A 23,595-nucleotide genomic window follows, 5' to 3' on the forward strand; every position below is an offset into this window, starting at 1 on the left:
CAGCCAACTGGCCCCGCAGCACAGGCAGTTCCCCGGCTCAGTACCCGTAGCCGCTCGTGTACGCGCACTCCGTGTAGACGTACCCCGGGGACAGCTTGCCGCTGTCGTCGCACGGCTTGAAGCCTGGGCGCAGGGTGCTGGTCAGGGAGTAGGAGGTGCAACTCCCGCACGCCTTCAGGGGGAAGCCTTCGGCGACCGGTCCCGTGCAGAGGACGGTGATGTACTTCCCGGCCCGGTACTGGGCGACCCCGCAGAGGTACGCCCCGTCGCGGGCGCTCGCGTCGGCCCGGTCGGCGTCGTCGGCGAGCCCGCGACAGGCGGCCAGCGCCTCCCGATAGTCACCCGCCACCGAGTCGAACGGCTGTGAGGCGGACGACGTGACCAGGTCGTCGGCGCGTTCCAGCACGCGGCCAGCCACCCCCAGCGGCGCACCAGGGCATGGCCGAGGCCGAGCTCGGAGAGGTTCAGCAGCGCCACCGCGACCGCCCGCACCGGGTCGGCCGGAGCCGGTGGCGGTGCCGTCGGCCTTGGCGGAATGGCGACATCGTGGTGCGCGTCGTCCTGCCAGGACATGACGATCCCCCCCCGTCAAACCCGCCTGAATTTCTATGACTTGTCAGGATAAGGGCACCCTGACGGGGAGGACAGGGGGTGCGCGGAAGCGCCAACGGGCCCGTGCGGCGCGCTCGCGCGAAGCTGGCGGATCGACGACATGGCATGGCGTCCCACCGGCTTGTGCCGACCCTGGCCGGATTCATAACGTTCTTAGGTAAAGCTAACCTAAGTATTGGAATGCCGTGACTTCCGTGACCCCGCCGGCCCGCGACGCGTCCCCGTCCGTGCCCCGCCGCCTGCTGACCACCCTCGCCGCCGTGCTGGCGACGACGCTGCTCGCCGCCTGCGGAGGCGGTTCCTCGGGCGACGGCACCAAGGCGACGCCCGGGACGCGCACGGTCGCCACCGCGCACGGCAAGGTGACCGTGCCCACGCGTCCGCTGCGGATCGTCTCGGTGCACGCCTGGTCGACGGAGTCGCTCTTCGACCTCGGCCTGAAGCCCGTCGGCGTCGAGGACAGCGGCGCCACCTATGTGCCGCCGCGCTACCTCAAGCGCTGGAAGGCCACCGCCAAGGTGACGTCGGGCGCGGACATCGACTACGAGAAGATCGCGTCCCTCAAGCCGGACCTGATCGTCGGCGTCGACGTGCCGTACCTCTCCAAGGCGTACAAGAACCTGGCGGCGATCGCGCCCACCGCGTTCGCGTCGTACAGCGAGACCTCCACCTGGACCCGATTCCCGGACGCCACCGCCCGTTTCGTCAACCGTGAGGCCCAACTCGCCGCGCTGAAGAAGACGTACGAGAGCCGGATCGCGGAGGTCTCCGGGGCCTACCGGGCGAAGCTCGCGGACGCCCGCTGGGATGTGATCCAGGGCGGGTTCGACAACGGCAACTACTGGATCTACAGCACCGCTTCACCCGTCGGGGACATCCTCGGCAAGCTGGGCGTGAAGTTCGCGAAGGCCACCACGTCGGTGGCCGCCGGGAACAACAAGTCCGTCTCCTACGAGCGCGCGGACCTGCTCAAGGACGCCGACTACATCATCTACTACACGAACAACGACGGCTCTCCCGCCAACAACATCCAGAAGCTGTTCGACCTGAAGGCGTTCAAGGAACTCCCCGCCGCCAAGGACAAGCACCTGGTCGGGACCTCCGATTTCCTGCCGGGCTCCTACTCGGACGCCATGGGCGTGATCGCCGACGTCGAGAAGGCGCTGCCCGCCGGCTCCTGAAGGACCTGACGCGAGGGAGGGCCACAGTCGGAGGCGGGCTGTGGTCCCCCCTCACGTCCCGCGCCCCCCCAGAGTCCCCGGGGTAACCCGAACGGCCCCGAGGCGGGCAAGTCTTTGCCCGTGGCCGATTCCCGTACGCCCCGCCTGGTGGGAGGGGCCCGTAGGGGCACGCGGACGTAAAACGAGGCCGATAACCGCACGCGGAGCCGTGCCCGGACGTTACATCCGTGTTGACCGGCCCCGTGCCGAGGCGCACTCTCGAAGGTAGGTGGCAGTTACACCTTGTGTGCTCGTGGGGTCGTCGCTCACGTCGAGAGAACCGCAGGTGAGAGCAGGAGCCCCCGACCGGCCCGGAGCGGGAGGCGCCCCATGTGCGGCATCACCGGATGGATCTCCTACGAACGCGACCTGAGCGTCGAGGCCGCCACTTTGGATGCGATGACGGAGACGATGTCCTGTCGTGGCCCCGACGACCGCGGCACCTGGACACAGGGCCCGGCCGCCCTCGGCCACCGCAGGCTCGCCATCATCGACCTGCCCGGCGGGCGGCAGCCGATGACCGTCGACACCCCCGACGGAACCGTCGCCCTCGTCTACTCCGGGGAGGCCTACAACTTCACCGAACTGCGCCGTGAACTCACCGCCCGAGGACACCGGTTCACCACCGACTCCGACACCGAAGTGGTCCTGCGCGGCTACCTCGCGTGGGGCGACCGGATCGCCGAACGCCTCAACGGCATGTACGCGTTCGCGATCTGGGACGGCCGCGACCAACGCCTGGTGATGATCCGCGACCGCATGGGCATCAAGCCGTTCTGCTACCGACGCACCCCCGACGGCGTCCTGTTCGGCTCCGAACCCAAGGCGATCCTCGCCCACCCGCTGGTCACCGCCCGCGTCACCCTGGACGGACTGCGCGAACTCTTCACCATGATCAAGACCCCCGGCCACGCCGTCTGGGACGGCATCGCCGAGGTCGAACCCGGCACCGTCGTCACCGTCGACCGCGAAGGCCTGCACCGGCGCGTCTACTGGCAGTTGGAGACCCGGCCGCACACCGACGACCGCGCCACCACCCTCACCACCGTCCGCTCCCTCCTCGACGACATCGTGCGCCGCCAGCTCGTCGCCGACGTGCCCCGCTGCACCCTGCTCTCCGGCGGCCTCGACTCCTCCGCCATGACCGCGATCGCCGCCCGCCAACTCGCCGCGCACGACGAGAAGGTGCGCAGTTTCGCCGTCGACTTCACCGGCCAGACCGACCACTTCGTCGCCGACGAGTACCGCGCCACCCCCGACACCCCGTTCGTCCACGACCTGGCCCGCACCGCGCACACCGACCACCAGGACATCGTCCTGGACGCCGAGGCCCTCGCCGATCCCGACATCCGCGCCCGGGTGGCCCGCGCCCGCGACCTGCCCAGCGGCTTCGGCGACATGGACTCCTCGCTGTACCTGCTGTTCCGGGCCATCCGGGACCAGTCCACCGTCGCCCTGTCCGGCGAGTCGGCCGACGAGGTCTTCGGCGGCTACCGCCAGTTCTTCGACGAGGAGGCCCGGCGCGGGGAGACGTTCCCCTGGCTGGTCGGCTGGGGAAGCGTCCCGGGCCGGAGCGGCGAGGTGCTGCGGCCCGGCCTCGTCGACGCCCTGGACCTGGAGGGGTACATCGCCGACGGCTACCGCACCGCCACCGCCGCCGTCCGACGCCTCGACGGCGAGAGCGACTTCGAGTACCGGATGCGGGTGATCTGCCACCTCCACCTCACCCGGTTCGTGCGCATCCTGCTGGACCGCAAGGACCGCATGAGCATGGCCGTCGGCCTGGAGGTGAGGGTCCCGTACTGCGACCACCGGCTCGTCGAGTACGTCTACAACGCGCCCTGGGCGCTGAAGTCGTTCGACGGCCGGGAGAAGAGCCTGCTGCGGGAGGCGACCGCCGACCTGCTCCCGACGTCGGTCTACGACCGGGTGAAGAGCCCCTACCCCTCCACCCAGGACCCCCAGTACGCGGTGGCGCTCCAGAAGCAGGCCAAGGAACTCCTCGCCCGGCCCACCCACCCGGTCTTCGGCCTCGTCGACCACGACCTCCTGCGCGAGGCCGCCGACCGGACCGCGCCCGTCCACACCCAACTGGCCCGGCACGGCCTGGAACGCGCCCTCGACCTCGCCGTCTGGCTCGACCTGTACCACCCGGACCTCCAACTGGCCTGACCCGCAAGCCCGTTGAGCCGGCGGGAGTGGGCAGGGGACGGCCAGGCGACGCCGCTGAGCAGGAAATACACCGCCAACGCCGAACACAGCAGCCACCGGGTGCCGTCCGGCAGCGTCTCCAGATGGCCGACGGCGGCCCCGAGCCCGGCGGTCAGTGGCACCCCCGCGTACCCGTGCCGGAACGACAGCCCCCGCAACGCCACCAGCAGGAGGAACGCGGCGACGACGTCCCGGGCCCGTACGACCTGGGGTGGCCGAAAAGCGATCACAGAGAGTGGAGGGCGTTCCGCGTAGGGTGAGCGGGTGCGTCCGCTCATCCCGGTGTCCCTCACGGGGAGTTCAGCCGTACGGAAAGCCTCTCGCCGACCGGGACCGCGACGGAGCCCGTGTGCGAGGGGCCACCCCGGAACGGCCACGGGCCCACCCCAGATCCACCCTGATCCATCGCTTGGCCAGACCAGAAAACGCACCAGAGAACACATCAGAACCACACCACAACCGAACCACAACCACACCACAACCACACCACGACCACTCCAGAGCCGCTTCAGAAAGGGCGCACTCTCATGCCAGACCCCGTTGCCGGCCGTCGGCCCTCCGTCGTCGTCATCGGCGCGAGCGCCTCCGGGCTCTTCGCCGCCACCGCGCTCGCCGGGTTCGCGGACGTCACCCTCCTCGAACGCGACCGGCTGCCCGACGGACCCACCGCGCGGCGGGGCGTGCCGCAGTCCCGCCACGCCCACCTCGTGTGGAGCGGCGGCGTACGCGCCTTCGACGCGCTGGTGCCCGGCGTCATCGAGGACGCCGTCGCCCGGGGCGGCCGACTCGTGCACATCATGGGCGAGTTGGTCTCACGGGCGCCCAACGCCGTCTGGCTGCGCCGCTTCACGGCATCCGACCACCACATCCTGGTCTGCTCCCGGGATCTGCTCGACCACGTGCTGCGCACCCGCGTCCTGGCCGACCCTCGCATCACCCTGCGCCAGGAGACCGCGGCCGTCGGCCTGTCCGGCACCGCCGCCCAGGTCACCGGCGTGCGCCTGCGCACCGGCGACACCGAGACGTCCCTCGACGCGGACCTGGTCGTCGACGCGTCGGGGCGGGGCTCGCGCATGCCCCGCTGGCTCACCGACCTCGGCCTGCCCCGGGTCCCCGAGCGTGAGGTCGACGCGGGCATCGCCTACGCCACCCGGCTCTTCCACGCCCCGGGGAGAACGGCGGGCCTGCGGTTCCCGGTCGTCAACGTGCAGGCCACGCCCGCGCGGCCGCCGGGCCGGGGCGGCATCATCCTGCCCGTCGAGGGCGACCGGTGGATCGTCACCCTGTCCGGCACCCGGGGCGGCGAACCGACCAGCGACCCCGACGCGTTCCTCGACTTCGCCCTCGGCCTGGGCGACCCCCTCATCGGTGAACTCCTCCGGAACGCCGAGCCCATCGGTGACGTCGTCACCACCCGCTCCACCGCCAACTCCCGCCGCTACTACGAGAAGATGAAGAGCTGGCCGGACGGCGTCGTCGTCCTCGGTGACGCGGTCGCCGGCTACAACCCGGTCTACGGCCACGGCCTGACCGTCGCCGCCCAGGGCGCCCTCGCCGTCCGTACGGTCCTGGACACCGCCCCGCTCACCGCCCCCGGCATCGCCCGCCGGTTGCAGCGCGCGGCGGCGGGCCCGGTCGGCGCGGCCTGGGACCTCGCGGTGGGCCAGGACGTGTTCTACCCCGGCGCCGCCAGCACCCCGCCCACCGCCCTGGAGAAGTACCTGGCCCGCTTCCTCGACCTGGCCTTCTCCGCCAGCGCCCGCAACCCCCGCGCACTGGCCGCCATGCTCGACGTGATGAGCCTGGAGAAGCCGGCCACCCGGCTGCTCTCACCCGACATGCTGATCCCGATGCTGTTCGGCCCCCGCAAGCCCTACCTGGACGAGGCCCCCCTCACCCGCGCGGAACGCGACAGCGTCACCTCATGACGTAGGCCCCGGCGACGCCGGTTTCGCGGGCCCCGCGAGCAGCAGGTGCTCCAGCGCCTCGTAGCGGCCGTGCTCCCGGTCGCCGTCGCGGCGCGCGGTCAGCAGCGTGGCGAGCCAGCCGCAGAGGAAACCCGCGGGCACGGAGGCCAGCGCGGTGGTGGTGAACGGGAACCAGTTGACGTGGGCGTCGGGGAACGCGGACAGCGGCGTCCCCGACACCAGACTGGTCCCGGTCATCAGCACCAGCACGCTCACGGTCCCGCCGATCAGCGTGGCGAGCAGCCCGGCCCGGGTGAACCGGCGCCAGAACAGGCTGTACAGCAGCGCGGGCGCTATCGCCGAGGCCCCCAGACAGAACGACACCGTGGCCAGCGGCTGGAGATTGCGGTGCTGGGCCAGCACCGCCAGCAGGATGACGGGGACCCCGACGGCCAGCGCGCAGCCACGGGCAAGGGCCAGTTCACGGGCCGGTGTCAGCGGGGTGCGGCGGCTCGCGGTGAGATCGTGGGCCAGGCTGCTCGCACACGCCAGGGTCATGCTGGCGACCGAGGCCAGCAGGGTGAGGAAGACGGCGGTGGTGACACCGGCGAACAGCAGGCTCCCGGCCCGCGACATCCCGCTCCCGAACGCCGCCCGGGCGCCCAGGAGATAGGCGGTGCTGCCGTGCGGATCGGCGCCCGCGACCCCGGCCCGGCCGACGAGCGCCGTCGCGCCGGTGCACACCAGGATCAGCAGCAGCACGAACAGGGCGACCGAGGAGACGGCCCAGGACATCGCCCGGCGCACCTGCCGGGGCGTGCCCGCCGTGTACATGCGCATCGTGACATGGGGCAGACAGGCCCCGCCCAGCACGATCGCCACCTGCGTGCTGGCCATGTCGAGCGCCGGATGCGGCCCGCCCGCGTACTGCAACCCCCAGGTCAGATACGCCGGTCCGGCGCCGCTGCGCCCGGCGGCGGCGTCGAAGAGCGCGCGCGGACTCCAGTGGAACGTGTGCAGGACGAGCCCGGCGACGACGAGTCCGGAACTCAGCAGCACCACGGTCTTGAGGATCTGGATGAGCGCCGTGCCCCGCATGCCGCCGAGCGCCGCGTAGCTGATCATCAGCGCGCCCGCGCCGATGACACAGCCGTTCTTCATGGCGCTGTCGGAGAACCCCAGCACGAACGCGAGGAGTTGGCCGACCCCGGCGAGCTGCACGACCATCATCGGGACCAGCGCGGCCAGCGTGACGGCACACGCGGTGACCCGTACCGCCCGTCCTGGCTGCCGTCGGGTCAGCGCGTCGCCCATCGTGAAACGCCCGGTGTTGTGCAGCGGTTCGGCCAGCACGAACATCAGCAGCACCAGGGAGAGCAGGGTGCTCAGGGCCAGCATGATGCCGTCGTAGCCGCACAGCGCGATGATGCCGCCGACGGTCAGGACGGTGGCGGCGGAGATGTAGTCCCCGGCCACGGCAAGGCCGTTGCGCAGCGGGGACAGGGTCCGGTAGCCGGTGTAGAAGTCGTCGAGGTCGTCGCCCGTGGGCCCGGTCAGCACGCACAGCAGCAGGGTGACGGCGACGACGGAGAAGAACGCCACCAGCGACCACGACTGTGTGCCGTCGCCGAGCCCGATCACGACGACGGCTCCGCGTTCCGCAGATCCTCCCGCGCCCGCCGCACCAACGGGTCCACGAACCGGTGCGCGCTCCACTCGTAGAGCACCACCGCCAGCCAGGTGACCGGGGGTTGGGCGAGCGCGAGCAGCAGTCCCGTCGGCAGCCCGCCCGGCGCGGCCCGGTCCATCAGCGACGGCACCTCGACGGTGACCAGCAGGAAGAGCGCGAACGGTGTCAGCGCGACCAGCGCCGCGACCCGCCGTTGCCGACGTCCCGCGCGGCGCAGCAGCCGCAGCGTGCGGTGCGGGCCGTCCTGCGGCTGCCGGTCCTGCGGGGCGCCGTCGGACGACCAGGCGGGGGAGAGGCGGTGGCCGGCGGGTAACTCGGAGCTGTCGTGGGGCATCCCGGAATCTCCTGGCGAGGCATGGGCCCCGCACCGACCACGCACCGCGGGACGGCGGGGGAGCGGTAGCGGCTCGTCGCACGCTATGCGCGCCACGCCCCGCGCGCAGCGACTTGGCCGAACTCCCAGGTGATACCGGTCAGTTGACCGGACCGTGGCGCATGCGGATGGTGTAGGTGCGGCCAGTGATGGTCAAGTGGCAGCCGGGACAGGTGCGTTGGCGGCCCGTCACCCCGGACGCCGGCCGGACGCCGACGGGCCGGACGCCGACGGGCCGGGCACCGTGGTGCGCGGTGCCCGGCCCGTCGGCGGATGGTCAGCTGGGCGGCATGAGAACGCTGTCGACGATGTAGACAGTGGCGTTGGAGGTCTTGACGTTGCCGCAGACCACCTTCGCCGCGTCGTTGACGGTGTAGGACTCGCCGGAGCCCGCGGTGGTCAGCTTCGACTTCTCCAGCGTGGTGAAAGAGCCCTTCTCCAGGTCCTTCGGGGTCAGCTTCTGGCCCACCACGTGGTACGTGAGGATCTTGGTGAGCTGGGCCTTGTCGGCGAGGACCTTGTCGAGGGTGGCCTTCGGGATCTTCGCGAACGCGCCGTTGGTCGGCGCGAACACGGTGATGTCCTGGGCGTTGTTGAGGGTGTCGACCAGGCCGGCCTTCTTCACCGCGGCGACCAGGGTGGACAGCGCGGGGTTGTGGGAGGCGGCCGTGGCGACCGGGTCCATGGCCATGCCGTTGAAGGAACCAGCACCGCTCTTCGGCACGGACGCGCACGCCGACCCGAACGGCTGGTCCGACGAGGTACCGCTCATGCTGTCGTCCGAGGCGGACGCCGACGCCGACGCGGACGCCTTCGACGACGACGTGGACGTGGAGGAGTCGCCGCTGCTGTCGGAGCAGGCACTGAGGGCGAACGGCAGCACGGTGGCGGCGGCCAGGACGACGGCGCTACGGCGGATACGGGTGTTCATGGTGTCTCTCCTGTGGATCGGCACGGCGCGAGCCGCGTTCTCATGGGTCATGGAGTGAAGAGGGGTCAAGTGGCCGGTGGTGAAGGTGATGTGACGGGGTGTCAGTCGACGGTCACGACCACGGAGTGCCAGCCGCTGGCGCCGTCGGGGATCGTCGGCGCCCGCTTCTCGGTCTGGGTGCGTCCGGTGCGGTCGGTCGCGCGCACGGTGAGGGTGTGGCCGCCCCGGCTCGCCTGCCAGGGCAACGACCACTGGCGCCAGGTGTCCCGGGTGTCCTCGGCCGCCAGCCGCGCCTGCTGCCAGGGGCCGTCGTCGATCCGGACCTCGACCTTGTCGATGCCGCGCCGCTGCGCCCAGGCGACCCCGGCGACCATCACGGTCCCGGCCCGGGGGCGGGCGAAGGGCTTGGGGGTGTCGATGCGCGACTCGGTCTTGATGGGCGCCCGGCGGGCCCACCCGCGCTTGACCCAGTAGGGGTCGTAGGCGTCGAACGTGGTCAGTTCGAGGTCGGTGAGCCACTTGCAGGCGGACACGAACCCGTACAGCCCCGGCACCACCATCCGGACCGGGAACCCGTGGGCGAACGGCAGCGGTTCGCCGTTCATGCCGAGGGCGAGGAGCGCGTCCCGGCCGTCCATCACGTCGTCGACGGGGCTGCCGATGGTCATGCCGTCCACGGAACGGGCGACGAGCTGATCCGCCGGACCACCCCGCGACGGCGCCCGCACCCCGCACTCGGTGAGCAGCTCGGCCAGCCGGACGCCGATCCAGCGGGCGTTGCCCACATAGGGGCCGCCGACCTCGTTCGAGACGCAGGTGAGGGTGATGTCCCGCTCGATCAGCTCACGCCCGAGCAGGTCGGCGAAGGTGAGCGTGACCGGGCGCCGCACCCCGAGACCGTGGATGCGCAACCGCCAGGCCGTCGCGTCGACCTTGGGCACCACGAGGGCGGTGTCGACGCGGTAGAAGGAGCTGTTCGGGGTGCGGAACGCGCTGATCCCGGGCACCCGCAGCTGCGCCCCGCGCGGAACGGGCCGTGCCGTGGACACCGGTGCCGGCAGGACGACGCCGGCGCGGGAGGCGACCGCGCTCTGTCCGCCGGCCGCGTTGAGGGCCCGCCCCAGCACCCCGGCCCCGGCGGAGGCTACGGCGGCGGCACCGGCGGCGACCACGAACCCCCGCCGGTCCCACCCGCCCCCGGAATCGGCGCTCTGCCCCGGCCGGTCGCCCGCGTCGGACACCCGGGCCGGGGACCTGAGCCGACCCACGAGCACGGCGAGGACGACCGCGCCGAGCACGGCCCCCACGACCGACGGCAGCGCATCCGCCGGTCCGGTGGAATCGGGCCGACCGGTCGCCGCCACCGCCCCCACGACCCCGAACACCAGAACACCGGCGGCGCCCGTACGCCGGAATCGCAGCGCGAAAACTCCCAGGGCCAGCGCGAAAATCCCCAGCACGACCAGAATTCCGAGCTGGAGCACCATTTTGTCGTGCGCGCCGAAATGCCGGATCGCCCAGTCCTTCACGGCGGCCGGCGTGCGGTCGATCGCCGCCCCGCCGACGGCGACGACGGGGCTGGCCTGCGGACGTACCGCCACCGACACCAACTCGGCGACGGCGAGCGCGGTGAAACCCGCGAGCACACCGCTGCCCGCGGCCAGCGCCCGCCGCACCCACCCGCCGCACATCGGCGGCTTCTTCTCGTCCTCGGTCACCTGGGGAATCCGGCACGGCCCCGCCGCCGGATTGGTCGGACCCACGAAAGAATGAGGTTCTGCCCCGGACCCATCCGCGGGGATTCCCGCTACGGATATCCGCTACAGATATCCGATACCGGCTTCCGTCACGGATATCCGAGTTCCGGTGTGTTTCAGATTCCGCCCCGCTCCCGAGGCAGCTTCTGGCCCGCCTCGATGGCCACCGGCAGCCGGTTCTCCGCCGGAGGCAGCGGGCAGGTCGCCAGGTCGGTGTAGGCGCACGGCAGGTTCACCGCCCGGTTGAAGTCGAGGGTGACCGTCCCGTCGGCGGCCGGTGCCGCCACTGTGAGGGCGCGGTTGGCGGCGTAGGTGGTGACGCCGGAGGTCGCGTCGGTGAAGAGCACCGACAGCGTGCCGGGGGCATGACCGGGGAACGCGGTCAACGACAGGGCCCGGCCGTCCAGTTCGAAGGCGATGCGCCCCGGCGCCTCGTACACATGCTCAAGTCCCTCCACCGCCGCACCCACGGTCGTCGGACGCGGGGTGTCGAACGCCAGGTAGCGGCCCGGCACGGCCCAGCGGGGGTGCGGTGCGTAGACCGGGGTGCCGGCGAACGCGGTGCGCAGGGGCGCGCTCGGGTGCCGGGGGCGGACGATGTCGTTGCCGCCGCGCTTGGCGACCTCGATCACGGCGTCACCCCAGACCGCGTTGACGCCGCCCCGCTCCGGGATCACCCCGAAGTGGTGTGCGCCGCGCACCGGCACGCCGTCGACGACCAGCTCCTCGCCCTCGTCGAGGGTCACCGTGATGCCGTCGGGGCCGGTGCGCCAGCTGCCCGGGGCGTCCGGGAAACGCTGCGGGCTCTCGTCGAGCCAGTGCAGCCCGGTGATCGCCAGGAAGCCGTGCGGCGCGGCGAGTCGTTCCTCCTGCGCGCGGTGCCACTCCAGCCACTCCTGGGTGAAGGCCTGGAGGTCCGCCGTCGTGACCTGCTCGGTGGTCGTCATGAACACTCCTTCGTCGTCCTGCCCGTGTGAACCGCCGCGCTCCGGCCGCGCATTCCGGGCCCCGTGTGACAGCTTCTTGTCAGTCGTGTGAAGCGCCACCGGCCCGCATCGATCGGCTTCATCCGCCCCGTCCGCCGGAGGCCCCCGATGTCCCAGGGTGTGGACAGCTTCTGGCGGGCCGTCGCCGCCTCCGGTAGAACTTGCCTCGTGATCCACGAAACCTTGGTGCGCCGCCTGGTCATCGACCTGTGCCGTCGCGCGGCTTCGTGCTGTTGTTGACCCTCCACGTCTGAGGACCCGCAGCCGTCCGGGACACCCCCGGCTGCCCCGTCGTCCTTCCGCGCCGTTCCCCTCCCCGCCCGGCATTACTCCGTCGCGGCGCGTGCGCCCTACCCCACCCCCCCGGCCCGTGGAGGCCCCCCGTGTCCACAGCACAGGCTGTGCCCGAAACCCCACCCGACCTCCCGCACGACCACACGGACGCGACACCGCCCGACGCCCCCCGCCCCACCGCCTCCCGGCTCACCGCAGCGGCACGCCGACTCGCGCTGCCGGTCGGCTCCCTGCTGCTGTTCCTCGTCGGCTGGCAGGCCGTGGCGGCAAGCGGCGCCTGGAGCGAGACCCTCGTCCCGCCGCCCGTGAAGGTGTGGGACGCGTTCATCGACGTGTCCACCACCCACGACGGAGTACGCGGCTACAACGGCACCTACCTCGTCGAACACCTCGGCATCAGCCTGCGCCGGATCGCGTGCGGCGCCGGCCTCGGCATCGCCCTCGGAGTGGCGTTCGGGCTGGTCATGGGCACCGTCGGCTGGGTGCGCTCACTGTTCGAACCGTGGATCACCTTCCTGCGGACCCTGCCCCCGCTCGCGTACTTCTCCCTGCTGATCGTCTGGCTCGGCATCAACGAGGAACCCAAGATCACCCTGCTGGCCGTGGCCGCCTTCCCACCGGTCGCCGTCGCCACCACCACGGCCGTCGCCGCAGCGCCCCGCCACCTCCAGGAAGCCGCCCGCGCCCTCGGCGCCCGCCGCCGGGACGTCGTACGGGACGTCGTCCTGCCCTCCGCGCTCCCCGAGATCTTCACCGGCGTGAGGCTCGCCGTCGGCGTCGCCTACTCCTCGCTCGTCGCCGCCGAACTCGTCAACGGCCTGCCCGGCATCGGCGGCATGGTCAAGGACGCCGCCAACTACAACAACACCCCCGTGGTGCTCGTCGGGATCGCCGCGATCGGCATCTCGGGCCTCGCCATCGATGGACTGCTGCTCCGGCTCGAACGTGCCGTCGTGCCCTGGCGCGGCCACGCCTGACGCCCGAGACCCCTCTACAGAAACAGGCTTCAGACATGCTCCCTCCGGAGTCCGGAGTCCGCCCCGGTTCCTCCCCGGGCCGCCCGACCCGGCGCGCCCTGCTCGCCGCGGCACTCGGCGCCACCTCCGTCGCGCTCACCGGCTGCTCCTCGGACACCGGTTCCTCCGGCGGGTCCAGGCACCTGCGCATCGGCTACTTCGCCTTCCCCAGCGGCGACCTGCTGGTCAAGAACCAGAAGCTCCTGGAGAAGGCCCTGCCGGACCACCGGATCACCTGGATCAAGTTCGACTCCGGGGCCAGCGTCAACCAGGCCTTCATCGGCGGCTCCCTCGACATCGCCGCCCTCGGGTCGAGCCCGTTCGCCCGCGGCATCTCCGGCTCCTCGCCGATCCCCTACAAGGTCGCCTTCGTCCTCGACGTCGCCGGGGAGAACGAGGCCCTCGTGGCACGCAAGGCCACCGGCATCAAGAACGTCGCGGGCCTCAAGGGCAGGACGGTCGCCACCCCGTTCGCCTCCACCTCGCACTACAGCCTCCTCGCCGCCCTCGACGCGGCCGGTCTGAAGACCACCGACGTCAAGCTGATCGACCTCCAGCCGCAGCCGATCCTCGCCGCCTGGCAGCGCGGCGACATCGACGCCGCCTACGTCTGGCTGCCGACCCTCGACGAACTCCGCACCACCGGCGTCCAGTTGGTCAGCAGCAAGGAGATCGGGGCGGCCGGGAGACCGACGTTGGACCTGGCCGTGGTCTCCGACGCGCTGATCGCGAAGGAGCCGAAGACGATCGCGACCTGGCGCCGCATCGAGGCCGACGGACTGCGCCGCCTCACCGCCGACCCCGAAGGCTCCGCGCGGGCCATCGCGGGCGAACTCGGCATCAGCCTCGCCGCCGCCAAGGCCCAACTCGCCCAGGGCGTCTTCCTCACCCCGCGCCAGATCGCCTCCGCCGACTGGCTCGGCACCGAGGGCAAGCCCGGCAAGCTCGCCACCTACCTGACCGACACCGGGGCGTTCCTCGCCGGCCAGCACCAGATCGAGACCGCGCCCGCCGAGGACACCCTCCGCACCGCGCTCTACCTCAAGGGGCTCCCCGATGGCATCGAGTGACGTCACCGAGCAGGAGCGGGTGAACGACGTCCGGGGCGCCGTCCGCCTGACCCACGTCACCCACCGCTACGGCCGGGGCGACGGCGCCGTCACCGCCGTCGGACCGGTCGAACTGGACGTGCCCGCAGGGGAGTTCCTCGTCCTGGTCGGCGCCTCCGGGTGCGGCAAGAGCACCCTGCTGCGGCTGCTCGCCGGATTCGAGCAGCCCACCCACGGCACCGTCCACGTCTCCGGCGCCGCACCCCGCCCCGGACAGGCGGCCGGGGTGGTGTTCCAGCAACCGCGCCTCTTCCCGTGGCGCACCGTCGGTGGCAACATCGACCTCGCCCTGCGGTACGCGGGGGTCCCGAGGGACCAGTGGGGTCACCGGCGTGCCGAACTGCTGGCGCGCGTCGGTCTGGAGGGCACCGGGAAGCGGCGGGTCTGGGAGATCTCCGGCGGCCAGCAGCAACGGGTCGCCATCGCCCGCGCCCTGGCGGCCGAGAACGCCGTCTTCCTCATGGACGAACCCTTCGCCGCCCTCGACGCCCTCACCCGCGAACGCCTCCAGGAGGACGTCCGCCTGGTCACCGCCCGGACCGGCCGCACAGCCGTCTTCGTCACCCACTCCGCCGACGAGGCCGTCTTCCTCGGCTCCCGCGTGGTGGTGCTGAGCAAGCGCCCGGGAACCGTCGTCCTGGATCTGCCCGTCCCGCTGCCGCGCGGGGACATCGACCCCGAAGAACTGCGCGGCTCCGCCGAGTTCGCCGCCCTGCGCGCCCGCGTCGCCCACGAGGTGAAGGCCGCAGCGGCCTGAACCACGTCCACCAGCCGTACCAGCCGACCTGTGGGAAAGGAACCACCATGACCGTCATCAGCGAACAGCCCGCCACGGCCCCGGCGACCCGACCGGACGCCGCGGGGCTGCGCATCACGCCGCTCGGCCCGAGCTTCGGCGCCGAGATCCACGGCATCGACCTCGGCGACCTCTCCGACGCACAGGTCCTCGCGATCCGCACGGCCCTCGTCACCTACAAGGTGCTCTTCGTGCCGGGGCAGGACATCGACGACCACGCGCAGATCGACTTCGGCCGCCGCCTCGGCGACCTGACCGCCGGCCACCCGGTGCACGACTCCGGCGGCGTGCCCGACGAGGTGTACTCCCTCGACAGCCAGGACAACGGCTTCGCCGACGTCTGGCACACCGACGTCACCTTCGTGCGCCGCCCACCCGCGGCGTCCATCCTGCGCGCCGTGGTGCTGCCCCCCAACGGCGGCGACACCTCGTGGGCCGACAGCCAGCTCGCCTACGAGTCGCTCACCCCCGGGCTGCGTGCGCTGATCGACCCGCTCACCGCCGTGCACGACGGCAGCCGCGAGTTCGGCTACTACCTCGCCCAGAAGCGCAAGGGGCGCGGCAACCTCTGGGACGGCGAGGTCTTCACCGAGCTGGTCCCCGTCGAACACCCGGTGGTGCGGGTGCACCCGGAGAGCGGACGCAAGGGCCTGTTCGTGAACCCGGGCTTCACCTCGCACATCACCGGCGTCTCCGAGCACGAGAGCCGGGGCATCCTCGACATCCTCTACGCCCACCTGACCAAGCCCGAGCACACGGTCCGCCACCGCTGGCAGGCGGGCGATGTCGCCCTCTGGGACAACCGCGCCACCTCCCACTACGCCAACCGCGACTACGGCGGCCAGCACCGCGTCATGCACCGCATCACCCTGCGCGGCGACGAACCCTTCGGCCCCGCCTGACCCGAGGCCCGCCGGTCGGCCCCCGTCGCCCCGACGCGGTCGGTCCCGACCGGCGGGGATCTTGTCGGCCGGGCAGGGTAGGCGAGGGGGGACCGAGGGAGGATTGCCATGACGACGTACGTCATCTCGGTGCCGGGAACCTTCACCGGCGGCGCCGCACCGGGAACGCGGGCCGAACTGGCCAGGGCGCTGCGCCCGGCCGACCCGCACCGCACCCAGCTGGGCAACGACGAGGATCTCGACATCCTGACGGTGAACGACGACGACACGTTCACCGTCCGTCTCACCATCGACGCGGACAGTGGTCCCGAGGCCGAACGGGAGGCCCACCGGCTCGCCGAGTCCGCGCTGACCTCCGTCGGCCTGGACGACCACAGCGCGCCCCTGGGACCGGCGGTGATCACCGGCATCGACTCCGGGGCCTGAACCGGCGTGACGGCACCCGGTCGCCCGCGCGGCCGGTGCCCGCACGCCCTTCACCCACCTGGGTGAAACACGCCCCACGGGCCCCGGGGCACCGCATGGCCGACCCCGCCGAGGGGAGAACCTCGGCGGGCGATGCCGCCCCGGTGACCGAAGGAGCCCGCGCGTGAGCGAAGCCGTCTTCACCGCAGATTTCAGCTCCGCGAGCCAGTGGGTCGCCGGACGTTCCTGGGCCTATCCCGACGACGGCCCCACCAACCCGGGCGACGACAAACTCGACCACCTCACCGCCGACGCCGCCTACTCCCGCACCGGCACGTTCCGCGCCACCCGCAGAGCCGACGGCCTGTGGGACAGCGGCCTGCTGACCACCGAGGGCAGCACCGACGCCTTCACCCTGCGCACCGGGGACCGCCTGGACACCCGGGTACGGCTGCCGACCGGGGTGGGCGCCTGGCCGGCGATCTGGACCTGGCGCGACGGCGGCAACGAGGTCGACGTCTTCGAGTACCACCCGGACCACCCCGACCTGCTGGAGCTGACCAACCACGTCCGGCCGCGCAGCCGTTCCGTGCGTGACCCCGCCGTCGCCCCCGGTGCCGTCATCGACCTGAGCGTCACCTTCGGCAGGCGCAGCGTGGTCTGGTCACTGAACGGCAGCCGGGTCTTCGCCGACGGCCGGGGCGTCGGCGCCGACTGGAACGCCTACCTCATCGTCAACCTCTCGGTGAGCGCGGGCCGTTACCACCCGGCCCCCGCCCCCACCGAGACGGAACTGTCGTACGCGGTGGAGAGCCTGGTCGTGCACCGCGCACCCCGCCCTAGCAGCTGAGGTTGCCGCCCGGGTCGACGCCGAGGACCTGGGTGAAGCGCCGGTAGTTGTCGATCCGGCTCTGGACCTGCGCCGGGTTGCGGCCGTCGCATTCGAGGGAGCCGTTGATGGACCGGATCGTCTGACCGAACCCGGCCCCGTTGACCATGGCGTTGTGCGGGGTCATCGTGCCCGGCCCGTTCTGCGTGTTCCAGTACCACAGGCCGGTCTTCCAGGCCACGGCCGCGTCGTTCTGCACCAGGTCGGGGTTGTTGAGGAGGTCGATGCCGAGGGCGTCCCCGGCCGCCTTGTAGTTGAAGTTCCAGCTGAGCTGGATCGGCCCGCGACCGTAGTACTTGGCGGTACCGGCCGGGCAGCCGTAGGGCTGTGAAGTGTCGCAGTAGTGCGGGTAGTTGGCGGTGTTCTGCTCGACGACGTAGACGAGGCCGCCGGTCTCGTGGCCGACGTTGGCGAGGAACGCGGCGGCCTCCTGCTTCCTCACCGTGTCACTGCCGGTCGTACTGAACCCGGGGTACGCGCCGAGCGCGGCGGTCAGCCCGCTGTAGGTGTAGAAGGAATTCCGGTTCGGGAACATGCTGTTGAACTGCGCCTCGCTGACCACGAACGCGGCGGCGGTGGCGTCGGCCTTCTGCGCGGAGGCCGTCGGAGCGAGCGCCAGACCGGACAGGACGGCGGCGGCACCGGCGAGCGCGGACAGCTTCAGTTTGCGGGGGTGCACGATGTGAACTCCTGCTCAGTGGTGGGGGGAACGTCGTCGTGCCAGGACCCGCACGGCCATGGTTCGCGGGACCGCGCGCACCGGACACCGACCTCTCCCGGACACGCCGGAGAGACCCGGAGGGCGACGCGCACTCGCCGTCCTCGCGGGGAGACTGGGGCCCACGAGAACTCAACTCCCTTGAAGAAGCGGCGAGTTCTGTTGGACTAGACCATACAAGCGGCCCGTGTGAGGGTGTCAAGGGCGCGGGGAGGGCGCGTGCACGGGACGTGAAGCCACCCCGACCACGCAACGGCCGTCCCCGCGCCCCTGTTCACCGGCCGCGACGGTCGGCCGCCACCACCCCGTGCGGACGTCGGCGCCGGTGCCGTCCCCCGCGCGTCAGCTGGGGGAGCCGTGCCGGCCGAGGGTCTGCACGGGGGTCGCGCCGGGGCGGGTCCACTGCGGCACGGGCCGGCTGGTCGGACCCCAGGTGGCGACGCCGTCGGCGTCCGCGCGCCAGTACCAGCAGGCGTGATGGCCCTGGAACGGCTGCCCGTCGCGGACCTCGCCGAGCACGGCCCGGCCCTCGGGGTGCTCCTCCCAGGCCTCGCCGCGCCCGTAGGGCGTCATGTCGAGCAGGCCGAAGCTCCCCGCGGCCGGTTCGTTGCCCCGGCCCGTCGTGGAGTAGGTGAGGAACACCCGGGCGCCGTCGCGCAGGAAGCAGGACAGGTGCCCCATCCCGCCGCCGATCGGCGCCGCCGCGTCCCGCACCGAGTACCAGGGCTGCGTGTACCCCATGAAGTCGACATAGGCGGCCACCTCGTCCCACCGCCCCGTGGTCAGCACGGCGAACGAGACACCCCGGGCGTGGAGATAGACGGCGTCCCGCACATGCCACGCCGTCATGGTGCAGCCCTCGCACTGACCCTGGTGCGGCGCGCCGTCCCACCACATGTGCTGGTAGACGACGAGTTCGTCCCGGCCCTGGAACAGGTCGAGGAACGGCACCGGACCGTCGGCGCCGACGACCTCGACGGTGCCGTCCAGCTCGACCATGGGCAGCCGCCGCCGGGCCGCCGCGATCGCGTCGCCCTCATGGGTGTGCGCCTTCTCGCGGACCAGCAACTCCTCGCGCGCCGCCTGCCAGGTGGCCAGGTCGACGACCGGCGGCCTGCCGGGAAGGTCGCCGCTCGCGTGGCCGGATGTGGTCGCCATGCTGTCCTCCGGGGGTCCCTGGGGCCGGGCGGTACCGTGCGCCGCCCTACGGCCCTCACCACAACAGACCCGCACCCCACCCGGAACCCATCGCGCCGGGACGCGCCCGCGCCCGAACCTGAACGGCCCACGGCACCCGCGCGGCAACGGCGTCCGACCGGCGAGACCACCCCCACCGACCGTCACTCTCCGTAGCCGCTCGGACGCCCCGCGAAGAGATCAGTTTGAGGGCGTGAGAACTGTGCAGGTGTTCTGCTTGGTAACACGTTCGGCGAAAGGAACACCCTCATGGCGGGAACCGACCAGGAGAAGTCGGTGGATCTCGCCGCGGTCAGACGGCACAGGGTGCTGTTCCGCGCGATCGACAGGCGACGCCACCCGAAGCTGCGCCGCACCGACATCACCGTCACCGACGAGGCCGCGGTCAAGCGCGCCACCAAGGCCGCCGCCCTCGGCAACGCGATGGAGTGGTACGACTTCGGCATCTACAGCTACCTCGCCGCCACCATCGGCAAGGTCTTCTTCCCCTCGGGCAACGACACCGCCCAACTCCTCAGCTCCTTCGCGACCTTCGCGGTGGCGTTCCTGGTGCGACCCGTCGGCGGCATGGTCTTCGGACCGCTCGGCGACAAGGTCGGCCGGAAACAGATCCTCTCCATCACCATGATCATGATGGCGGTGGGCACCTTCGCCATCGGGCTGATCCCCTCGCACGCCTCCATCGGCTTCTGGGCCCCGGCCCTGCTGATCTTCTTCCGGCTGGTGCAGGGCTTCTCGACCGGCGGCGAGTACGGGGGCGCCTCGACGTTCATCGCCGAGTACGCGCCCGACAAACGGCGCGGATTCTTCGGGAGTTTCCTGGAGTTCGGGACGCTCGCCGGGTACATCGGGGCCTCCGGGCTCGTCGTCATCCTCACCAGCGTCTTCAGCGAGAGCCAGATGCTGGACTGGGGCTGGCGCATTCCCTTCCTGGTCGCGGCGCCGCTCGGCTTCATCGGCCTCTACCTGCGGCTCAAGCTGGACGAGACGCCCGCCTTCCAGAAGCTGGAGGGCGGCCACGTCCGGGCGAGCGAGGCCGCCGACGCCGTCGAGACCTCGGCGGCGGCCGACCTCGGGAAGATCTTCACGGGCTACTGGCGGCCGTTGCTGCTGTGCCTCGCGCTCGTGGCGGCGTACAACATCACCGATTACATGCTGCTGTCGTACATGCCGACGTACCTGTCCGAGGAACTCGGCTACGGCACCAACCACGGGCTGCTGATCCTGCTCCTCGTGATGGTGTTGCAGATGTGCGTCATCAACCAGGTGGGCCGCCTCTCGGACCGCTTCGGGCGCAAGCCGCTGCTGATGACGGGGATGCTCGGCTTCCTCGTTCTGTCCGTGCCGTCCTTCCTGCTCATCCGGGAGGGCAACGTCGTCCTCATCACCCTGGGGCTGCTCCTGATGGGGCTCTCCCTGGTGGCGATGCTCGGCACGATGTCGGCGGCGCTCCCGGCGATCTTCCCCACCCAGGTCCGCTACGGCTCCCTGTCCGTCTCCTACAACCTCGCGACCTCGCTCTTCGGCGGCACGACACCTCTGGTGATCACCGCGCTGATCAGCGTGTTCGACACCAATCTCATGCCGGCGTACTACGCGATGGCCGCGGCCGTCGTCGGTGTCATCGCCGTCCTGTGCATGAAGGAGACGGCCAACGAGCCCCTCGCCGGGTCGCCGCCCTCCGTCGAGACGGAGCAGGAGGCCGCCGAGATCTGCCAGTCCCAGACCCCCGACCCGCGCTTCTGACCACCCCGTCGCCACCCCGGAACGCCCCGTACCGCTTCCCCGGTACGGGGCGTTGCGCCTGCCGGGGTGGTGCCGTCAGGTGTGGCGGGAGTGGACCGGGTCGCCTGCGACCTCGCCCGGGCACCCGCCGTGCGGATGCCGGGCCCGCCGGTCGCGCTGCCAGTCGAACGTCGCGAGGGCGAGGGACGCCACCATGCCGACCAGCGCGGCGCACAACGCGGTGACGACGGCGGCGCGATAGCCGGTGCCCTTGCCGAGGACCAGGTAGAACAGGCCGGGCAGCGCGGCGGTGCCCACGGCCGCGCCGAGCCGCTGTCCCGTCTGGAGGGCGCCACCGGCCGCACCCGCCATCCGCACCGGCACGTCCCGCAAGGTCATCGTGATGTTGGGGGAGACCACGAACCCACCGCCGATGCCGCCCAGGAACAGCGCAGGCGCCGCCAGCCACGGGGCGCTGGACAGGGGCGCGTAGTGCAGCAGCAGCGCGGTGGCGCCGAGGCCGAGGATCACGCCGGTCAGCCCGCAGACGGTGAGCAGCCGCCCGAACCGTTCCACCAGCCGCCCGGCGACCACGGCCGCGACCGCCGTACCGAGCGCGAACGGCGTCACGGCGAGCCCGGAGCGCAACGGTGAGAAGCCCAGACCGTGCTGGTAGAAGAGCGCGAAGACCAGCCAGATGCCGCTGAACCCGATGAAGTACAGGGTGCCGACGCCCGCCCCGACGGCATAGCCGCGCAGGGTGGTGAACAGGCGCGGGTCGAGCAGAGGCTGTCCGCCCCGGGCGATGAGCCGGTGCTGCCAGCGGACGAAGACGGCGAGGATCACGGCGCCGACCACGAACAGCCACCACAGGTCGATGATGCCCCCGGAGTCCGCCTGGACCAGCGGATACATCAGCGCGAGCACCCCGGCCCCGAGCAGCAGCACCCCCGGCACATCCACCTGGCCCCGCCCGGACGCCTTGGTGCGGGGGAGCAGGCGCCGGCCGAGGAGGACGGCGAGGACGCCGATGGGGACGTTGACGTAGAAGATCCACCGCCAGCCGTCGGTCCCGGAGGCCACGGCGAGGATGGCTCCGCCGGTGAGGGGCCCCGCGGCCGACGAGATGCCGACGGTCGAGCCGAAGAGACCGAAGGCCCGGCCGCGTTCGGCGCCCCGGAACATCTGCTGGATCAGCGCGGAGTTCTGCGGCGACATGAAACCGGCCGCAAGCCCCTGGAACAGGCGGGACACCACCAGAAGGGTGATGTTCGGGGCCGCTCCGCAGGCCGCGCTGAAGAGCACGAAGCCGCTGAGGGAGAGGAGGAAGATCAGGCGCCGGTCCAGGGCGTCGCCGAGCCGCCCGGCCGTGACCAGGGCGAGGGCGAAGGTGAGGGCGTAGCCGGAGACCACCCACTGCACCTGGGCGGGGGAGGCGTCCAGGTCACGTTGGATGGTGGGCAGGGCGACGGCGACGATCGTCACGTCGAGGAGGCTCATGAAACCGGCCACCAGGGTGACCCACAGGGCCTGCCAGCGCCGTGGGTCCGGTATGTACCCGGCCTCCTGGTCGCCCGTGTTCCCACCGCCTGCGGGCGGGGCCGACGCTGTCACAGGGGCTCCTCTCGCCAGGACCGCACAGGCGTTCGGGGTTCCACGGAAGAACCGTCTGATCACGGAAGAACCGTCTGATCCAGGGTAATGAGAGATCAAGGCGGGCGCAGTGCGGCGGACGGACGCCCCCGGGGAGCGTGCGGGGGCTCGGCGGGTGCGGGCCCTGAGCCGCACGAGAGCCCCTGCCCACCGCCGACGGGACCTGTCGGCCGGGCGCCGCCGTGTCCGGCTCAGGCGTCGTCGGTGTCCGAGCCGCCGCGTGCGTCGAAGACCCGCAGGATGCGTTCGGCGGCCAGGGTGGCGGTCAACTCGCCCGCCCGCACCCGCCGTTCGAGATCCGGGGCGAGGGAGCGTACCGACGGGTCGTGCCGGAGCCGGTCGAGCAGCTCGTCGCGGACCATCGTCCAGGTCCAGTCGACCTGCTGGTCACGGCGTTTGGCGGCCAGACGCCCCGAGGAGTCGAGCAGCGCGCGGTGCTGTTCGAGCCGCTCCCACACCGTCTCCAGGCCCGTCGACTCCCGCGCGCTGCAACTCAGCACCGGCGGCGTCCAGAACGCCTCCTTGCCGTGCATCAGCCGCAGCGCGCCCGCCAACTCCCGTGCCGCCAGCTGCGCGTCGCGTTCGTGCGGGCCGTCCGCCTTGTTGACGGCGATGACGTCGGCCAGCTCCAGGACACCCTTCTTGATGCCCTGCAACTGGTCGCCGGTACGGGCCAGGGTGAGCAGCAGGAACGAGTCGACCATGTTCGCGACCGCCGTCTCCGACTGCCCGACGCCGACGGTCTCCACCAGGATCACGTCATAGCCCGCCGCCTCCATCACCACGATGGACTCGCGCGTCGCCTTCGCCACCCCGCCCAGCGTCCCGGCGGTGGGGGAGGGGCGCACGAAGGCCGCCGGGTCGACGGCCAGCCGCTCCATCCGGGTCTTGTCGCCGAGGATCGAACCGCCGGTGCGGGTGGAGGACGGGTCCACGGCGAGGACGGCGACCCGGTGACCGAGCCCGGTGAGCAGCGTGCCGAAGGCGTCGATGAACGTCGACTTGCCCACGCCGGGCACCCCGCTGACGCCGATCCGCCGGGACCGGCCGCTGTGCGGGAGCAGCTCCGTCAGCAGCTCCTGCGCCAGCACGCGGTGGCCGGGGCGGGTCGACTCGACGAGGGTGATGGCCCGGGCGATCAGCGCCCGCTTCCCGTCGAGGACGCCCTTCACATACGTTTCGAGATCGATGGCTGCCATGGGCG

At 71.8% G+C, this 23,595-nt stretch carries 20 protein-coding genes; 10 read left to right on the plus strand and 10 right to left on the minus strand.

Annotation, left to right across the window (positions count from 1 at the left end; all coding sequences use genetic code 11):
* Positions 1-37: 37 nt before the first annotated feature.
* A complete protein-coding gene (locus ACIQOU_RS12600; RefSeq protein WP_401536441.1) occupies positions 38-418 on the minus strand; it encodes a hypothetical protein in 381 nt (126 codons plus the stop codon).
* A gap of 379 nt (positions 419-797) precedes the next feature.
* On the opposite strand from ACIQOU_RS12600, the gene ACIQOU_RS12605 reads away from it, so the two are divergent.
* The 3 genes from ACIQOU_RS12605 (at position 798) to ACIQOU_RS12615 (ending at position 5,971) form a co-directional block, all read left to right on the plus strand.
* Positions 798-1,793, plus strand: a complete 996-nt coding sequence (locus ACIQOU_RS12605; protein WP_401536443.1) for an ABC transporter substrate-binding protein — start codon at positions 798-800, stop codon at positions 1,791-1,793.
* Positions 1,794-2,162: 369 nt separating this feature from the next.
* Complete coding sequence (gene asnB, locus ACIQOU_RS12610) at positions 2,163-4,004, plus strand: asparagine synthase (glutamine-hydrolyzing) (RefSeq protein WP_401536445.1); 1,842 nt, start codon at positions 2,163-2,165, stop codon at positions 4,002-4,004.
* Positions 4,005-4,570: 566 nt separating this feature from the next.
* Positions 4,571-5,971, plus strand: coding sequence for an FAD-dependent oxidoreductase (locus ACIQOU_RS12615; RefSeq protein WP_401536448.1), 1,401 nt, complete (start codon positions 4,571-4,573; stop codon positions 5,969-5,971).
* Here the strand turns inward: ACIQOU_RS12615 and ACIQOU_RS12620 are convergent.
* The 5 genes from ACIQOU_RS12620 to ACIQOU_RS12640 all read right to left on the minus strand — a co-directional run bounded on the left by ACIQOU_RS12620 (position 5,966) and on the right by ACIQOU_RS12640 (position 11,648).
* Positions 5,966-7,591 (minus strand): cation acetate symporter, encoded by a 1,626-nt coding sequence (locus ACIQOU_RS12620; protein ID WP_401536451.1) that lies wholly within the window; start codon positions 7,589-7,591, stop codon positions 5,966-5,968. The genes ACIQOU_RS12615 and ACIQOU_RS12620 overlap by 6 nt on opposite strands.
* Positions 7,588-7,974, minus strand: coding sequence for a DUF485 domain-containing protein (locus ACIQOU_RS12625; protein WP_401536453.1), 387 nt, complete (start codon positions 7,972-7,974; stop codon positions 7,588-7,590). Before ACIQOU_RS12625 ends, ACIQOU_RS12620 begins: the two co-directional genes overlap by 4 nt.
* 316 nt (positions 7,975-8,290) lie before the next feature.
* Positions 8,291-8,944, minus strand: a complete 654-nt coding sequence (locus tag ACIQOU_RS12630; protein WP_401536456.1) for a fasciclin domain-containing protein — start codon at positions 8,942-8,944, stop codon at positions 8,291-8,293.
* Between the two features lie 101 nt (positions 8,945-9,045).
* Positions 9,046-10,635 carry a molybdopterin-dependent oxidoreductase gene (locus tag ACIQOU_RS12635; protein ID WP_401536744.1) on the minus strand — a complete coding sequence of 530 codons (1,590 nt, stop codon included), beginning with the start codon at positions 10,633-10,635 and terminating at the stop codon, positions 9,046-9,048.
* A gap of 182 nt (positions 10,636-10,817) precedes the next feature.
* Positions 10,818-11,648: a DUF1684 domain-containing protein gene (locus ACIQOU_RS12640; protein ID WP_401536459.1), complete on the minus strand. Its 831-nt coding sequence runs from the start codon at positions 11,646-11,648 to the stop codon at positions 10,818-10,820.
* A 440-nt stretch (positions 11,649-12,088) separates the two neighbouring features.
* Here ACIQOU_RS12640 and ACIQOU_RS12645 point away from each other — a divergent pair, with 440 nt between their 5' ends.
* The 6 genes from ACIQOU_RS12645 to ACIQOU_RS12670 all read left to right on the plus strand — a co-directional run bounded on the left by ACIQOU_RS12645 (position 12,089) and on the right by ACIQOU_RS12670 (position 17,059).
* Positions 12,089-12,958, plus strand: a complete 870-nt coding sequence (locus ACIQOU_RS12645; protein WP_401536746.1) for an ABC transporter permease — start codon at positions 12,089-12,091, stop codon at positions 12,956-12,958.
* Positions 12,959-13,056: 98 nt separating this feature from the next.
* Positions 13,057-14,067 carry an ABC transporter substrate-binding protein gene (locus ACIQOU_RS12650; RefSeq protein WP_401536747.1) on the plus strand — a complete coding sequence of 337 codons (1,011 nt, stop codon included), beginning with the start codon at positions 13,057-13,059 and terminating at the stop codon, positions 14,065-14,067.
* A complete protein-coding gene (locus ACIQOU_RS12655) occupies positions 14,054-14,863 on the plus strand; it encodes an ABC transporter ATP-binding protein (protein ID WP_401536461.1) in 810 nt (269 codons plus the stop codon). The genes ACIQOU_RS12650 and ACIQOU_RS12655 overlap by 14 nt, the downstream gene beginning before the upstream one ends.
* Before the next feature lie 47 nt (positions 14,864-14,910).
* Positions 14,911-15,804, plus strand: a complete 894-nt coding sequence (locus ACIQOU_RS12660; protein WP_401536464.1) for a TauD/TfdA dioxygenase family protein — start codon at positions 14,911-14,913, stop codon at positions 15,802-15,804.
* Positions 15,805-15,912: 108 nt separating this feature from the next.
* Positions 15,913-16,230: a hypothetical protein gene (locus tag ACIQOU_RS12665; protein WP_401536466.1), complete on the plus strand. Its 318-nt coding sequence runs from the start codon at positions 15,913-15,915 to the stop codon at positions 16,228-16,230.
* Positions 16,231-16,393: 163 nt separating this feature from the next.
* On the plus strand, positions 16,394-17,059 hold the full coding sequence (locus ACIQOU_RS12670; RefSeq protein WP_401536468.1) for a beta-glucanase: 666 nt from the start codon (positions 16,394-16,396) through the stop codon (positions 17,057-17,059).
* Here the strand turns inward: ACIQOU_RS12670 and ACIQOU_RS12675 are convergent.
* Positions 17,049-17,777 carry a chitinase gene (locus tag ACIQOU_RS12675; protein ID WP_401536471.1) on the minus strand — a complete coding sequence of 243 codons (729 nt, stop codon included), beginning with the start codon at positions 17,775-17,777 and terminating at the stop codon, positions 17,049-17,051. The two genes, ACIQOU_RS12670 and ACIQOU_RS12675, sit on opposite strands and share 11 nt — an antisense overlap.
* A gap of 381 nt (positions 17,778-18,158) precedes the next feature.
* Positions 18,159-18,974, minus strand: a complete 816-nt coding sequence (locus tag ACIQOU_RS12680; RefSeq protein ID WP_401536474.1) for a DUF899 family protein — start codon at positions 18,972-18,974, stop codon at positions 18,159-18,161.
* Between the two features lie 288 nt (positions 18,975-19,262).
* On the opposite strand from ACIQOU_RS12680, the gene proP reads away from it, so the two are divergent.
* Positions 19,263-20,759: a glycine betaine/L-proline transporter ProP gene (proP, locus tag ACIQOU_RS12685; RefSeq protein WP_401536476.1), complete on the plus strand. Its 1,497-nt coding sequence runs from the start codon at positions 19,263-19,265 to the stop codon at positions 20,757-20,759.
* A gap of 75 nt (positions 20,760-20,834) precedes the next feature.
* Here the strand turns inward: proP and ACIQOU_RS12690 are convergent, their stop codons facing one another.
* Together ACIQOU_RS12690 and meaB are read right to left on the minus strand one after the other, a co-directional pair.
* On the minus strand, positions 20,835-22,352 hold the full coding sequence (locus ACIQOU_RS12690) for an MFS transporter (protein ID WP_401536479.1): 1,518 nt from the start codon (positions 22,350-22,352) through the stop codon (positions 20,835-20,837).
* A 230-nt stretch (positions 22,353-22,582) separates the two neighbouring features.
* Entirely contained in the window at positions 22,583-23,590 is a 1,008-nt protein-coding gene (gene meaB / locus ACIQOU_RS12695) for a methylmalonyl Co-A mutase-associated GTPase MeaB (RefSeq protein WP_401536481.1), read from the minus strand.
* Positions 23,591-23,595: the final 5 nt, after the last annotated feature.

Origin of the sequence: Streptomyces sp. NPDC091279 (genome assembly GCF_044757465.1) — a bacterium.
Taxonomy (GTDB): domain Bacteria; phylum Actinomycetota; class Actinomycetes; order Streptomycetales; family Streptomycetaceae; genus Streptomyces.

What these genes read in the sequence shown, in the direction of transcription:
- asnB (WP_401536445.1), top strand. Translation starts at nt 2,163, where the DNA reads ATGTGCGGCATCACCGGATGGATCTCCTACGAACGCGACCTGAGCGTC.
- ACIQOU_RS12615 (WP_401536448.1), top strand. Translation starts at nt 4,571, where the DNA reads ATGCCAGACCCCGTTGCCGGCCGTCGGCCCTCCGTCGTCGTCATCGGC.
- ACIQOU_RS12625 (WP_401536453.1), bottom strand. Translation starts at nt 7,974, where the DNA reads ATGCCCCACGACAGCTCCGAGTTACCCGCCGGCCACCGCCTCTCCCCC.
- ACIQOU_RS12630 (WP_401536456.1), bottom strand. Translation starts at nt 8,944, where the DNA reads ATGAACACCCGTATCCGCCGTAGCGCCGTCGTCCTGGCCGCCGCCACC.
- ACIQOU_RS12635 (WP_401536744.1), bottom strand. Translation starts at nt 10,635, where the DNA reads ATGTGCGGCGGGTGGGTGCGGCGGGCGCTGGCCGCGGGCAGCGGTGTG.
- ACIQOU_RS12640 (WP_401536459.1), bottom strand. Translation starts at nt 11,648, where the DNA reads ATGACGACCACCGAGCAGGTCACGACGGCGGACCTCCAGGCCTTCACC.
- ACIQOU_RS12655 (WP_401536461.1), top strand. Translation starts at nt 14,054, where the DNA reads ATGGCATCGAGTGACGTCACCGAGCAGGAGCGGGTGAACGACGTCCGG.
- ACIQOU_RS12660 (WP_401536464.1), top strand. Translation starts at nt 14,911, where the DNA reads ATGACCGTCATCAGCGAACAGCCCGCCACGGCCCCGGCGACCCGACCG.
- ACIQOU_RS12665 (WP_401536466.1), top strand. Translation starts at nt 15,913, where the DNA reads ATGACGACGTACGTCATCTCGGTGCCGGGAACCTTCACCGGCGGCGCC.
- ACIQOU_RS12680 (WP_401536474.1), bottom strand. Translation starts at nt 18,974, where the DNA reads ATGGCGACCACATCCGGCCACGCGAGCGGCGACCTTCCCGGCAGGCCG.
- proP (WP_401536476.1), top strand. Translation starts at nt 19,263, where the DNA reads ATGGCGGGAACCGACCAGGAGAAGTCGGTGGATCTCGCCGCGGTCAGA.
- meaB (WP_401536481.1), bottom strand. Translation starts at nt 23,590, where the DNA reads ATGGCAGCCATCGATCTCGAAACGTATGTGAAGGGCGTCCTCGACGGG.